This is a genomic window from Cetobacterium sp. 2A (assembly GCF_014250685.1).
Lineage (GTDB): Bacteria > Fusobacteriota > Fusobacteriia > Fusobacteriales > Fusobacteriaceae > Cetobacterium.
The window spans coordinates 961,829-975,342 of sequence record NZ_JACFAJ010000006.1; the positions used below are offsets into that span (position 1 = coordinate 961,829).

10 protein-coding genes and 1 pseudogene are annotated in these 13,514 nt (G+C 30.5%); 10 read left to right on the plus strand and 1 reads right to left on the minus strand.

Going from position 1 to position 13,514, the window contains the following annotated elements:
• Positions 1 to 18: 18 nt before the first annotated feature.
• The 9 genes and pseudogenes from yihA (at position 19) to pepF (ending at position 9,961) form a co-directional block, all read left to right on the plus strand.
• The gene (gene yihA, locus H3N56_RS08540; protein WP_185880771.1) at positions 19 to 639 is read left to right on the plus strand and encodes a ribosome biogenesis GTP-binding protein YihA/YsxC; all 621 of its coding nucleotides are present in this window, start codon (positions 19 to 21) and stop codon (positions 637 to 639) included.
• Positions 623 to 3,289: a valine--tRNA ligase gene (locus H3N56_RS08545; RefSeq protein ID WP_185880772.1), complete on the plus strand. Its 2,667-nt coding sequence runs from the start codon at positions 623 to 625 to the stop codon at positions 3,287 to 3,289. Before yihA ends, H3N56_RS08545 begins: the two co-directional genes overlap by 17 nt.
• 156 nt (positions 3,290 to 3,445) lie before the next feature.
• Positions 3,446 to 4,318, plus strand: a complete 873-nt coding sequence (locus tag H3N56_RS08550) for a LysR family transcriptional regulator (protein WP_185880773.1) — start codon at positions 3,446 to 3,448, stop codon at positions 4,316 to 4,318.
• 9 nt (positions 4,319 to 4,327) lie between these two features.
• Positions 4,328 to 4,903 carry a D-sedoheptulose 7-phosphate isomerase gene (gene gmhA / locus H3N56_RS08555; RefSeq protein WP_185880774.1) on the plus strand — a complete coding sequence of 192 codons (576 nt, stop codon included), beginning with the start codon at positions 4,328 to 4,330 and terminating at the stop codon, positions 4,901 to 4,903.
• A 60-nt stretch (positions 4,904 to 4,963) separates the two neighbouring features.
• Positions 4,964 to 5,789: pseudogene (locus H3N56_RS08560) on the plus strand (endonuclease/exonuclease/phosphatase family protein).
• A complete protein-coding gene (locus H3N56_RS08565; RefSeq protein ID WP_255492165.1) occupies positions 5,782 to 6,405 on the plus strand; it encodes a thiamine diphosphokinase in 624 nt (207 codons plus the stop codon). Before H3N56_RS08560 ends, H3N56_RS08565 begins: the two are co-directional and overlap by 8 nt.
• Positions 6,406 to 6,423: 18 nt before the next feature.
• Positions 6,424 to 6,684, plus strand: a complete 261-nt coding sequence (locus H3N56_RS08570) for a hypothetical protein (protein WP_185880776.1) — start codon at positions 6,424 to 6,426, stop codon at positions 6,682 to 6,684.
• A gap of 13 nt (positions 6,685 to 6,697) precedes the next feature.
• A complete protein-coding gene (locus H3N56_RS08575) occupies positions 6,698 to 7,921 on the plus strand; it encodes a uracil-xanthine permease family protein (RefSeq protein WP_185880777.1) in 1,224 nt (407 codons plus the stop codon).
• 225 nt (positions 7,922 to 8,146) lie between these two features.
• The gene (pepF, locus tag H3N56_RS08580) at positions 8,147 to 9,961 is read left to right on the plus strand and encodes an oligoendopeptidase F (protein ID WP_185881106.1); all 1,815 of its coding nucleotides are present in this window, start codon (positions 8,147 to 8,149) and stop codon (positions 9,959 to 9,961) included.
• Positions 9,962 to 10,011: 50 nt separating this feature from the next.
• On the opposite strand, the gene H3N56_RS08585 is transcribed toward pepF, so the two are convergent.
• Positions 10,012 to 11,550 carry an AbgT family transporter gene (locus H3N56_RS08585; RefSeq protein WP_185880778.1) on the minus strand — a complete coding sequence of 513 codons (1,539 nt, stop codon included), beginning with the start codon at positions 11,548 to 11,550 and terminating at the stop codon, positions 10,012 to 10,014.
• 182 nt (positions 11,551 to 11,732) lie between these two features.
• On the opposite strand from H3N56_RS08585, the gene sppA reads away from it, so the two are divergent.
• Entirely contained in the window at positions 11,733 to 13,466 is a 1,734-nt protein-coding gene (gene sppA / locus H3N56_RS08590) for a signal peptide peptidase SppA (protein WP_185880779.1), read from the plus strand.
• Positions 13,467 to 13,514: the final 48 nt, after the last annotated feature.

Below are 13,514 nucleotides of genomic sequence, written 5' to 3' on the forward strand. Positions count from 1 at the left end.
AAGAAAAGAGGATAAATTATGACAGTAAAACAAGCGGAATTTATCAAATCTGCAGTTTTTGAGAAAGATTATCCAGCAGAATTAGAAAATATGGAGTTTGCATTTGTAGGAAGATCTAACGTAGGTAAGTCTTCTTTAATAAATAGTATTACAGGAAGAAATAAATTAGCTAAAACAAGTAAAACTCCTGGAAGAACTCAATTGATAAATTATTTTTTAATTAATAGGGAAGTTTTCTTTGTAGATTTGCCAGGATATGGATTTGCAAAAGTTCCAAAAGAGATGAAAAAAGAGTGGGGACAAACTATGGAAAGATATCTAGCGAGTCCTAGAAACAAGTTAGTATTTGTTCTGCTAGATATAAGAAGAGTTCCAAGTGAAGAGGATTTAGAAATGTTAACATGGCTAGATCACTATAACACTCCATTTAAAATAATATTTACAAAAATGGATAAAGTGTCAAACAATGAAAAATTTAAAGCTTTAAAAGATATAAGAACTAAGATAGAATTTTCAAACGAAGATGTACTTTTCCATTCTTCACTTAATAATCATGGAAGAGATCAAGTTTTAGAATTTATTGGAGCTTATTTAAAAGATGAATTACAGGAGGAGATTTGTAGTGAAAGAACTGAATAAAACTTATTCTCCCAATGAAATCGAAAAAAAATGGTATAAGCATTGGGAAGATTCGAAATTTTTTGCAGCTACTTTAGAGGAGGGAAAACCTAATTATTCAATAGTAATTCCTCCACCAAATGTAACTGGAATATTGCATATGGGACATATATTAAATAACAGTATTCAAGATGTTCTTGTAAGATATAAGAGAATGAGTGGATATAACACTCTTTGGATGCCAGGAACAGACCATGCTGGAATAGCAACACAAAATAGAGTAGAAAGAAAACTAGCTGAACAAGGGCTTAAAAAAGAAGATCTTGGAAGAGAAAAGTTTGTAGAGCAAGTATGGGAATGGAAAGAGCAATATGGTGGAGCTATCACTACTCAACTTAGAAGAATAGGTGCTTCTTTAGATTGGGATAGAGAAAGATTTACTATGGACGAAGGACTTTCAAATTCTGTAAGAGAAATATTTGTAAAATTATATAAAGATGGACTTATTTATCAAGGTGAATACATGGTAAACTGGTGTCCAAGATGTGGAACTGCTCTTGCTGATGATGAAGTTGAACATGAAGAAAAAGCTGGAAAATTATGGTATTTAAGATATCCTGTAAAAGATTCAGAGGAATTTCTAATCATTGCAACTACAAGACCAGAAACAATGTTGGCAGACGTTGCTATAGCAGTTAATCCAAACGACGATAGATACAAGCATTTAGTTGGAAAATCTGTAATTTTACCATTAGTAGGAAGAGAGATTCCAGTTATAGCTGATGAATATGTAGATATAGAGTTTGGAACAGGAGCTTTAAAAATTACTCCAGCACATGATCCGAATGACTTTGCTTTAGGACAAAAATTTGATTTACCAATTATAAATATGATGACAGATGATGGAAAAGTAGTAGCAGATTATCCAGCTTATGCAGGAATGGACAGATTTGAGGCTAGAAAAGTTATGGTTGAAGATTTAGAAAAAGGTAATTATGTTGTAAAAATTGAAGATCATAAGCATAATGTTGGTGGATGTTATAGATGTAATACTGTAATTGAACCAAGAGTTTCAAAGCAGTGGTTCGTTAAGATGGAACCTTTAGCTGTAAAAGCTTTAGAAGTTGTAAGAAACGGACAAGTAAAACTTATGCCTAAGAAATGGGAAAAAGTTTACTACAATTGGCTTGATAATATAAGAGATTGGTGTATATCTAGACAAATTTGGTGGGGACATAGAATACCTGCTTGGTATGGTCCAGATAACTTCATATTTGTTGCAAAAGATGAAGCAGAAGCTTATGAGCAAGCTGAAGCACACTATGGAAAAAAAGTAGAATTAAGACAAGAAACAGATGTTTTAGATACTTGGTTCTCATCAGCACTTTGGCCTTTCTCAACATTAGGTTGGCCAGATAAGACTGCTGAATTATCAGCATTCTACCCAACTTCAACTCTTGTAACAGGAGCAGATATATTATTCTTCTGGGTAGCTAGAATGGTAATGTTTGGAATGTATACTATGGATGAGATTCCATTCGAAAATGTATATCTTCATGGAATTGTAAGAGATGAAAATGGAAGAAAGATGTCAAAATCTTTAGGAAATTCTCCAGATCCATTAGAACTTATAGATGAGTATGGTGCAGACGCTATAAGATTTACTATGATTTATAGTACTTCTCAAGGTCAGGATGTTCATTTCTCTGAAAAGCTTTTAGAAATGGGAAGAAATTTTTCAAATAAAATTTGGAACGTTTCAAGATTCGTACTTATGAATCTTGAGGGATTCAATGTTGAAACGGTTAATAAGGATGATCTGAAATTTGAACTAGTTGATGAATGGATATTCTCGAGATTGAACAGAACAGTTAAAGATGTTGCTGACAAACTTGAAAAGTTCCAATTAGATGAAGCAGCGAAGTCTGTATATGAATTCTTAAGAGGAGATTTCTGTGACTGGTATGTAGAGCTAGCAAAAGTAAGACTATACAATGAAGATGAATCTGATAAGAGTTCAAAAGTAACTGCACAATATGTACTTTGGTCAATTCTAGATTCAGGATTAAAGATGTTACATCCATTTATGCCATTCATAACTGAAGAAATTTGGCAAAAAATAAAAACTTCTACAGATGCTGAGAGCATAATGCTTTCTAAGTATCCGGTAGTTGAGGATGCATTAATTAATGAAGATATTGAGAAATCGTTTGGTTATATCCAAGGATTAATTTCATCTCTTAGAAATATTAAAGCTGAAAGAGGAATATCTCCAGCTAAAGAAGTTAAAGTGGTAATTAGAACTTCAAACCCAATTGAACTTGAAACAATTAAAAACAACTACGTATTTATAACTAAACTTGCTAAAATAGAAGAACTTACTTATGGTCCAGATGTTGTTGCTCCAGAGCAAAGTGGATTTAGAGTAAATGGGGATTCTGAAGTTTATATGATTTTAACTGGTCTTCTTGATGTAGAAGCTGAAGTTAAAAAAATAAAAGAACAACTAGAAAAAGTTGAAAAAGATTTAGAAAAAGTTAATACTAAACTTTCTGATGAAAGATTTACTTCAAAAGCTCCTGTACATATTTTGGATAGAGAAAGAAAAATCCAAAAAGAGTATCAAGATAAATTTGATAAATTAATGGAAAATCTAAAAAACTTCCAATAATTAATTGAAAGCCGCTAGAATCTTCTTCTAGCGGCTTTGTTATTAGTTGGCAATTCCCAAAAAAGTTTTTCACAATATAATGTATTAAAAAATAAAAAAATGTGCTAAAATAAAATTGATGTTATATATAATTATAATATTTGGGGAGTGATGGTTTTGGATTTACATTATTTAAAAATATTTTATGAGGTAGCTAAAGAGAAAAGTTTTACTAAAGCTGCAAGCAAGCTGTATATCAATCAATCGGCTGTATCAATTCAAGTTAAAAAATTTGAAGAGTTATTAAATGCTAGATTATTTGATAGAAGTTCTAAAAAGATTAAGTTAACTTATACAGGTGAAGCGCTTTTTAAAATGGCAGAAGAGATTTTTGAAAAAGTAAAAAGAGCTGAAAAAGAGATAAGCAGAATAATAGATTTAGATAGAGCTAAAATTTCTATAGGGGCGAGTCCAGTTATTGGAGAGCCTGTTTTACCGTGTCTTATGAAAGAATTTAATAAAGTTCATGAAGAGATTGAATACGATATAAATGTATCTAATAAGCAGTGGCTTTTAAAGCTTCTGAAAGAGGGGGAATTAGATATATTACTATTGGACGAAGAACATATAACAGACCCAAATCTTGAAGTTATTACTTTAGATAAGGTTCCATATGTGTTAGTTGGTAGAAGGGAATATAGAAATATTGAAAATGTAGCCAAAGATCCATTAATTAGTAGAAAACATATTCCAAATAATAATGAGGCTATAGCAATTGTAGAAGAGAGACATAAAATAAATTTTGAGACTAAGATATCAGTTTTAGGAAACTTAGAAGTTATAAAAGGAATGGTTCGTGAGGGAATAGGAAATGTAATTCTTCCTTACTATGCTGTGCATAAAGAAATAGAGAGTGGAGAATTTAAAGTTATAGAAGAAATAGAAGAAATAAAAGACGGATATCAAATCGTAATAACAAAAGATAAGAAAAATCTTATTCAGATTATTAAGTTTGTTAATTTCGTCCAAAATTATAAGATACAATATTAGGAGGAACTTATGGAACTTTTGAACTCTTATAAAACAACTCTGGAGATGCTAGAGAAGTTTATAAAAGAAGAATCAAAGAGAAATGAGACAGAAAAAGTAGCTAAATCTTTATCTGAAACTTTTTTTGAAGGAAACAAAGTTTTAATATGTGGAAATGGTGGAAGTAACTGTGATGCACTTCATTTTGCAGAGGAATTTACAGGTAGATTCCGTGGAAATAGAAGAGCTTTACCAGCTATAGCTTTATCAGATTCATCACATATAACTTGTGTAGGAAATGATTATGGATTTGACTACATTTTTTCTAGAGGTGTTGAAGCTTATGGAAAACCTGGAGATATGTTTATCGGGATTTCAACAAGTGGAAATTCAGAAAATGTAATAAAAGCTGTTGAATCTGCAAAGAAAATGGGATTGAAAACAGTGGTATTACTTGGTAAAGATGGTGGAAAATTAAAAGGAATGTGTGACCATGAATTTATAATTCCTGGTGCTACTTCAGATAGAATTCAAGAGATTCATATGATGATACTTCATATAATAATTGAAGGTGTAGAAAAAATAATGTTCCCAGAAAATTACTAGAGAAATGCCCTTGGTTGGGCATTTTTTTGTAACCTCTAAAAAATTTCAAGGAGGGGATTGATGAAAAAAGTTATACGATTATTTCTGTTTTTTATTATTTCTGTTTTTGTCTATACTAGTGAAGCAAATATTGGAGTTTTTAATACTCTTAGGCTTGGTAAAAGCAAAAAAAAATTTTGAAATAATGGCTTCTGGTATAAAGAAATTTGAAATAATAGGATTAGTAGAAGTTATGGATGAAAAAGGACTTGAAAAGTTAGTAGATAATTTAGAAAAAGTTAGCAATAAAAAATGGGCATATCATATTTCTCCATATGCTGTTGGAACCGATGGATATAAAGAGTATTATGGATATGTTTATCAAAAAGATAAAGTTAAATTTTTAGGAAGTGAAGGTTTTTATCCAGATCCTGGGAATAAATTAATAAGAGAGCCATATGCTGCTAATTTTAAAATAGATAATTTTGATTTTACATTTGTTTTAATTCATTCTATTTTTGGAAAAAAAGAGAGTCAAAGAAGAGCGGAAGCCTTTCAATTTGATGACATTTATAAATATTTTCAAGAGAAAGATTCCAAAGAAAATGATATAATAATAGCTGGAGATTTTAATTTACCAGCAAATGATGAGTCATTTCAGCAACTGATGGATATTCCTGACAATATAATCTATGCAATTGATCCTACAATAAAGACAACAATCGGAAGTAAAGGATTTGCGAATTCATATGACAACTTTTTTATTTCATTGAAATATACAAAAGAGTTTACGGGTGTGAGTGGAGCTATAGATATTACAAATGGAAATTATATAGATACGAGAAAAAATGTATCTGATCATTTGCCTATATTTATGAAAGTACTTACAGGAGAAGATGATGACTAGAGCATATATATTTTTAAATGGTGTTGGAGAAAAAGAAGAATTTTATAAAAAATTAGATTTTAAAAATAGCTCGGTTTATTGTGCTGATGGTGGTTATAGGCAGTGTCTAAAAGCTGGAGCTATTCCTAAAGAAGTCTGGGGAGATTTTGATTCAGTTTCAGATTCAGAGTTTAAAGATTTAGAAGATAGTGATATAATTTTAAGAAAATTTAGTAAAGAAAAAGATTCTACCGATGGAGAATTATTGATAGAATATGTAAGTTCTAAAAATTACGATGAAATTTATGTGTTGTGTGGATTAGGAGGAAGATTGGATCATGAACTAACTAATATAAATCTTCTCTTCAAATATAAAAATATTAACATAAAAACAGAAAAAGAGCTTTTATTTTCGGTCGATAGAAAGTATACTTTTATTAACAAAAAAAATAAGATAATTTCATTTGTTCCCTTTTCAGATGAGGTAAGAAATATGAATTTAAAAGGATTTAAATATCCTTTAAATGATTACTTATTAAAAAGAGGAGATTCAAGATGTATGAGTAATATTGTATGTAGTGATGAAGCAACTGTAGATTTTAATACCGGAAGACTACTATGTATTCTAAACGATTAAAAGTAAGGAGTGATTTCTATGTTAACAACAATTATAGTAATTTTAATATCTCTTGTAATTTTAATGATTTATGTAGGAGGACTTCTTGCATTCACTCCAGATAGAAAAGATGATAAGTACATAATTTCTATTTTAAAAGTTGGATTTCGATATTTAGATAATGGAAAATCTAGAAAGTTTAAACTGTACGGAACTTTAGAGTTCCATTTAGGATATTTAATAATTTTATTTGCATATAAAATTTTAGATGGAAGAAAATACGCAGAAATAAAAGCATAATTTGGAGGATTTAATGAACAATATTTCAACAAGAACAAAATTGATTTTAGGATTTCAACATGTTTTAGCCATGTTTGGAGCCACTGTATTAGTTCCATATTTGACTGGCTTGAGTCCAGCGATAGCATTACTTTCAGCAGGAATAGGAACATTACTTTTTCACCTGTGTACTAAAGGAATTGTACCGGTTTTCTTAGGATCATCATTTGCATTTATTGGAGCACTTGCATTGGTTTTAAGAGAGGGAGGAATAGCTGCAATTAAAGGTGGAGTAATTTCAGCTGGATTGGTGTATATAGGAATGTCACTAATGGTTAGAGTGTTTGGTGTTGATAAAATAAGATCATTTTTCCCACCAGTAGTTGTAGGACCAATAATAATGGTTATAGGATTGAGATTGAGTCCAGTAGCTCTTAATATGGCGGGATATTCAAATGGAACTTTTGACATAAAAAGTTTAATAGTAGCATCAATTGTTGTAGCATCGATGGTTACGATTTCTGTTTTAGAAAAATCATTTTTTAGATTAGTTCCAATACTAGTTTCAGTTATAGTTGGGTATTTAGTTGCAGTTGCTATGGGAATGGTAGATTTCCAACCAGTATTAGCAGCTAGATGGTTTGGATTCTCATCAAATGATTTAGAGCAAATATTAACAATTCCTAAGTTTAGTATAACATCTATCCTAGCAATAGCTCCTATAGCTATGGTAGTTTTTATAGAACATATAGGAGATATAACTACGAATGGTGCTGTAGTTGGTAAAGATTTCTTTAAAAACCCTGGAATTGCAAGAACGCTATTAGGTGATGGAGTTGCAACAATAGCGGCAGGATTCCTAGGTGGTCCAGCTAATACTACTTACGGTGAGAATACAGGAGTACTAGCTGTAACTAAAGTTTATGATCCAGCTATCCTAAGAATAGCAGCGTGCTATGCAATTGTTTTAAGTTTTATAGGTAAGTTTGGAGTAATAATTCAAACTATACCAGTTCCAATAATGGGAGGAATATCAATAATTCTATTTGGAATGATAGCTTCGGTTGGAGTTAGAACTCTTATAGAAGCGGAATTAGATTTCTCTCATTCAAGAAATTTAATAATATCTTCATTGATATTTGTTTTAGGAATAGCAATTGAAAATGTTGTTATCTGGAGAACTGTATCAATATCAGGACTTGCAATAGCGGCTTTGATTGGAGTTACATTAAATAAAATATTGCCTAAAAATATATAATCAAGGGAAAAATGGAAAGGAAACTCTTTCCATTTTTTTATTTGTATAGTAATATAGTTCTAAGAATCTAAAATTGAGGAGAATATTATGAAGAAATTTGTATATTTGGGAATAATAGTTGGATTAATAAATTTAGGTTTTTTCGGAAAAACTTATTATGAAAATAGGAAAATAGTAAAACAAGAGGTAAAAGAGAATCAGATAGAAAAAGGAGCTGATAATAGTATGTTAAAAAGAGAAGAAATAGAAGCTAAGTATAAATGGAATTTAGATGATATTTATCCGAACTGGGAAGCTTGGAATAAAGATGTAGATAATATGCAAGAAATGATGAATGTTATACCAACATATAAAGGAAAAATAAAAGATAATCCTGAAGAATTTATAAAACTGGTGAAACTAGAAGAAAAACTTTCAAGAACATTGGATAAGGTGTATTTATATCCTTATTTGATGAAAGATTTGAATTCAAAAGATCAAGAAGCTTCTATAAAATTACAAGAAATAGAATCAATATATACAAAATATGCAATATCAACAGCGTGGATAACACCTGAGATTTTGCAAATTCCTCAAGAGACTATGGTAACTTGGATAGAAACTTATCCTGAATTGCAAGAGAATAAATTTCCGTTAATGGAAATTTATAGATTACAGGGACATGTTTTAACAGAAGATAAAGAGAGATTGTTATCATACTTTGGTCAATATATGGGAGCACCTAGTGATATCTATAGTGAGCTTTCAACTTCAGATATAAAATGGAATGAAGTGGAGTTTTCAGATGGAACGAAAGTTCCAGTAACAAATGGAGTTTATTCAAAAGTTGTTTCTACGAATAGAAATCAAGAAGATAGAAAAAAAGCTTTTGAAGCGATGTATGGATCATTTTTAGTTGGAAAGAATACGTACGGAGCTATATATAGAAACTTATTACAAAGGGACTGGGCATCGGCACAATCAAGAAATTATGGTTCGACTCTAGAAAAAGCCCTAGAAGCAAATAATATACCAGTAAATGTTTACGAGATATTAATAGAATCTACAAAAGCTAACACAGCTCCATTAAAGAGATATATAGATATTAGAAAAAAAGCATTAAAACTTTCAAATTACTATTACTATGATAACCAAATAAATATAGTTGATTACAATAGAGATTTTTCTTATGAAGAAGCTAAGTCAGATGTTTTAAAATCTGTTTCACCGCTTGGGGAGCAATATGTAGAAGGACTTAATAAAGCATTGAGCGAAGGGTGGCTAGATGTGTTTGAAACAACAAATAAGAGAAGTGGGGCCTACTCAATAAGTATATATGATGTACATCCATATATGTTACTTAATTACAACGGAACTTTGGATTCAGTTTTCACGTTAGCTCATGAGCTTGGGCATACTATGCATAGTATGTTATCTGTAAAAAATCAGCCATATCCTACAAATAGTTATACTATATTTATAGCGGAAATTGCTTCTACATTTAATGAAAGATTATTATTGGATAGTATGTTAGAAAATACAACTGATCCTAAAGAGAGAATAGCTCTTATAGAGCAGGCATTAGGAAATATTATGGGGACATATTATTTACAAACTATGTTTGCAGACTATGAGTATCAAGCTCACAAGATAGTGGAAAATGGTGGAGCAATAACTCCAGAAGTATTAGATGGGATAATGGCACAGTTATTTAGTGATTATTTTGGACAGGGAATTGAAGTGGATGAATTACAAAAGCTTATTTGGGCTAGAATACCTCATTTCTATAATTCTCCGTATTACGTTTATCAATATGCAACAAGTTTTGCTGCATCGGCTAATTTGTATGATAAAGTGACAAATCCAAATAGTACAGTAGAAGAAAAAGAGATTGCAAGAGAGAGTTATTTAGAACTTTTAAAATCAGGTGGAAACAACCATCCAATGGATCAATTAAAAAAAGCAGGAGTTGATTTAAGTAAAAGAGAAAGTTTTGATTCAATAGCTAAAGAGTTTGATAGATTATTAGATATTTTAGAAAAGGAACTTGAGAAAATATAAAGAATATAAAGAGGCGATACTAATATCGCCTCTTTTGTTATTTATATTATTTATATTCCTATAAAAGCTCCAGGACCAATTGGTAATCCAAATAGATACCAAACGAATAATAGTATAATCCATCCAATCATAAAGATTAAAGAGAATGGAATCATAGTTGAAATTAAAGTTCCAAGACCAGTATTTTTATCATATTTTTGAGCGAAAGCAACAGTTACAGCAAAATATGACATTAGAGGAGAGATAATATTAGTTGTAGAATCTCCAATTCTATATGCAATTTGTGTAAACTCAGGAGAGTAACCAACTTGCATAAGCATAGGAACAAAAATAGGTGCCATTATTGCCCACTTAGCTGACGCTGATCCCATAAATAGATTTATAAATCCTGTTATGATTATAAAGGCTATTATTAATGGGAACCCAGTGAAACCAACACTCTTTAAGAAGTCAGCTCCCTTAACAGCCATGATTGTTCCAAGATTTGTATATGAGAAATATGCTATAAATTGAGAAGCTGCAAAAGCTAGAGCTAAGTATCCACCCATAGTTCCTAGAGATTTTCCAATTAATCCAGCTATATCTTTATCATTTTTTATTGTTTTAGCACCAAGTCCAAAAGCAATACCTGGAATTAGGAAAGCGAACATCATAGTAGGAACAAGACCGTCAGAAGTCCAAGCATTTAATGTTCCTTTAGTTTTTAAGATTGCATCAGCAGGAAGAGTTAAATAAAGCATTACACCGATGAAGGCAAGAATAGCAATTCCAGCAAATTTCAGTCCCTTTTTTTCTAGAGGTGTCAGTTCGTTCATATCACCTTTATATTCACCGTTATATGTACCTAGCCGAGGCTCTACTATCTTATCAACAACTAGTGAACCAAGGATTGTGATTAAAAATGTAGAAACAGCCATAAAATACCAGTTTCCAGTAGCAGTTACATTGTATGTAGGATGTAACAGTTTAGCAGCTTCAGTTGATATACCAGCAAGTAATGGATCGATTGTACCAACTAAAAGATTTGCAGAGAATCCCCCAGAAACTCCAGCAAATGCAGCAGCAAGACCAGCAAGTGGATGTCTACCAAAAGATAAGAATATAACTGCTCCAAGAGGAGTTAAAACAACATATCCAGCATCAGAAGCAACGTTTGACATAACTCCAGCAAATACAACCATCGCAGATATTGCACTCTTTGGCGTAGCAAGAACGATTTTTCTAAGGAAAGCAGACATAAGTCCAGTACCTTCACATACTCCAACTCCTATAAGAGCTACAAGTACCGTTCCTAAAGGTGCAAAACCAGTAAAGTTTTTAACCATAGAATTGAAAATATATCTGATTCCTTCCGCATTCATAAGAGATTTAGTAGAAACTGTCATCTCTTCAATAACATTTTTAGCTCTATTAAGTCCAGTATAAGTTACAGAAAGTCCAATTTTTTCAGCAATCCCAGAAATGAAAATTATGGAAACAGCAAAAATAAAAAATAATGTTACAGGATGTGGAAGTTTGTTTCCGCTAACTTCTACAAAATCCAAAAATTTGTTAAAAAGTCCTCTTTTTTTTCGCACTAATTCAGCCATATTTGTCCCCCTTTAATATAAAGTATCAATAAAGTATATAGTATTAACAAGGGCGAAACAATTATATAAAAAGAATATTACATATATACAGTATAAATATTTGATATAAGATGTTTAAAATTTAAGAATTTTTTGTTAGAATAATACTAAGAGAGTTAATAAATTAATCGAAGGAGAAAAATATGAAAATTATGACTGCGCTAAAGAATATGATTTTATTCATAATGAAGCAGATTGTTAAATTGATTGTAAATCTAGGATTAATAGGATTGATTTTATTTTTAGGATTTAGTTATTTTACTAAAAAGGATAAATCAACAATCATAAAACCGAATACATTTATAGAGTTAGACTTATCTGATGAGTATCTTGAAAATGGAATATTTTCTCCTTTTTCATTTAGACCACAAGGAGTATATTTTTACAAATTATTAAAAAATATAGATGAAGCAAGAGATAATTCCAATATATCGGGATTAATAATAAAGCTAGATGACATGAACTTAAATAAGGCGCAAGCTGAAGAGTTAAGTGGAAAAATAAAAAAATTCAGAGAATCTGGAAAACCTGTCTATTCATTCGCAACAACTTTAGATAATAAAAACTATTCGGTTGCTGTTTATACAGATAAAATAATTATGCCTCCAAGTTCAGCAGCTACTGTAAATTTAGATGGGTATTTTAAAGAAACTCCGTATTACAAATCACTCGCAGATAAAGTTGGGGTTGGATTTAATGTAATTCATGTAGGAGATTATAAATCTTATGGAGAAAATTATGTAAGAGATACTATGACTGAAGAATATAGAAATAATATGGATAGAATTTTAGGGATTGTATATTCTAATTTTATAAGTAGAGTTACAATAGAGAGAAAACAAGATGAGATATTTTTAAATGAAAGAGTTTTAAATGGAGATTTCATGGTATCTGAACCGTATAACCTTTTGAAGTATAACATGATAGATGAAGTTCAGCATTATGAGAATTTTTTAGTAGAAAATAATATAGAAAATAAAATTTCTATGCAAGACTATGTTGATAATAGTATAGTTACATTGAAAAATTTAAATAAAGATAAAATAGCAATTATATATGCAGAAGGAGAGATAAATTATAATACAACTCCAGGAAATATAAAAAGTAAGATAACTCCAGAAGTTATTTTTAAAAGTATAGATGAGGCTGTAAAAGATGATAGTGTAAAAGGAATTGTTTTAAGAGTTAATTCTCCTGGTGGATCAGCTCTAGCGTCTGAGATTATATATAACAAAATAAAAAAAATAGAAAAACCAGTATATGTTTCTATTGGTGGAGTTGCGGCTTCAGGAGGATATTATATCTCAGTTGCTGGAAAAAAAATATTTGCAGATAGAGAAAGTATAACTGGATCAATTGGTGTAGTGAGTCTTATACCAAATATTTCAGAGTTAGTAAAAAAAGTAGGAGTAAATGTTGAAGTCTTAGAAAAAGGAAAATATTCTTCAATATATTCAATGACACAACCTTTAGATAAAGATGAAATAGATAAGATTTATGCTTCGAATTTAAAAGTATATAATGAATTTTTAGATAGAGTAAGTGAGGGAAGAAATTTAGATAGAAGTAAACTAGAAAGCATAGCTCAAGGAAGAGTTTGGTTGGGACAAGAAGCTATAACTATTGGATTGGTAGATGAGATAGGTGGAATTGAAGAAACTATATCTGGTTTAGCAAAAGATTACAATATTGAAAATTACGATGTGGTAGAAGTGAAATCATCAGAGAGTTTGGATTCTGTTATACAAAGCTATATTTTACCTGTAACTTTGATGAGAAATTATGAAGCTTTAATGTCTCCAAGTTCAATTATGCACAAACTAAGAAAAGAAGAATTGTTTTTTAAACCTGTTATGTATCTTCCATATGATTTATAGTTGAAAAAAAATAACATACTATGGTATAATCACAGCAGAAACAGATTT

Coding starts and splice junctions, on each gene's coding strand:
- yihA (WP_185880771.1), top strand. CDS start 19: ATGACAGTAAAACAAGCGGAATTTATCAAATCTGCAGTTTTTGAGAAA.
- gmhA (WP_185880774.1), top strand. CDS start 4,328: ATGGAACTTTTGAACTCTTATAAAACAACTCTGGAGATGCTAGAGAAG.
- H3N56_RS08565 (WP_255492165.1), top strand. CDS start 5,782: ATGACTAGAGCATATATATTTTTAAATGGTGTTGGAGAAAAAGAAGAA.
- H3N56_RS08570 (WP_185880776.1), top strand. CDS start 6,424: ATGTTAACAACAATTATAGTAATTTTAATATCTCTTGTAATTTTAATG.
- H3N56_RS08575 (WP_185880777.1), top strand. CDS start 6,698: ATGAACAATATTTCAACAAGAACAAAATTGATTTTAGGATTTCAACAT.
- pepF (WP_185881106.1), top strand. CDS start 8,147: ATGTTAAAAAGAGAAGAAATAGAAGCTAAGTATAAATGGAATTTAGAT.
- H3N56_RS08585 (WP_185880778.1), bottom strand. CDS start 11,550: ATGGCTGAATTAGTGCGAAAAAAAAGAGGACTTTTTAACAAATTTTTG.
- sppA (WP_185880779.1), top strand. CDS start 11,733: ATGAAAATTATGACTGCGCTAAAGAATATGATTTTATTCATAATGAAG.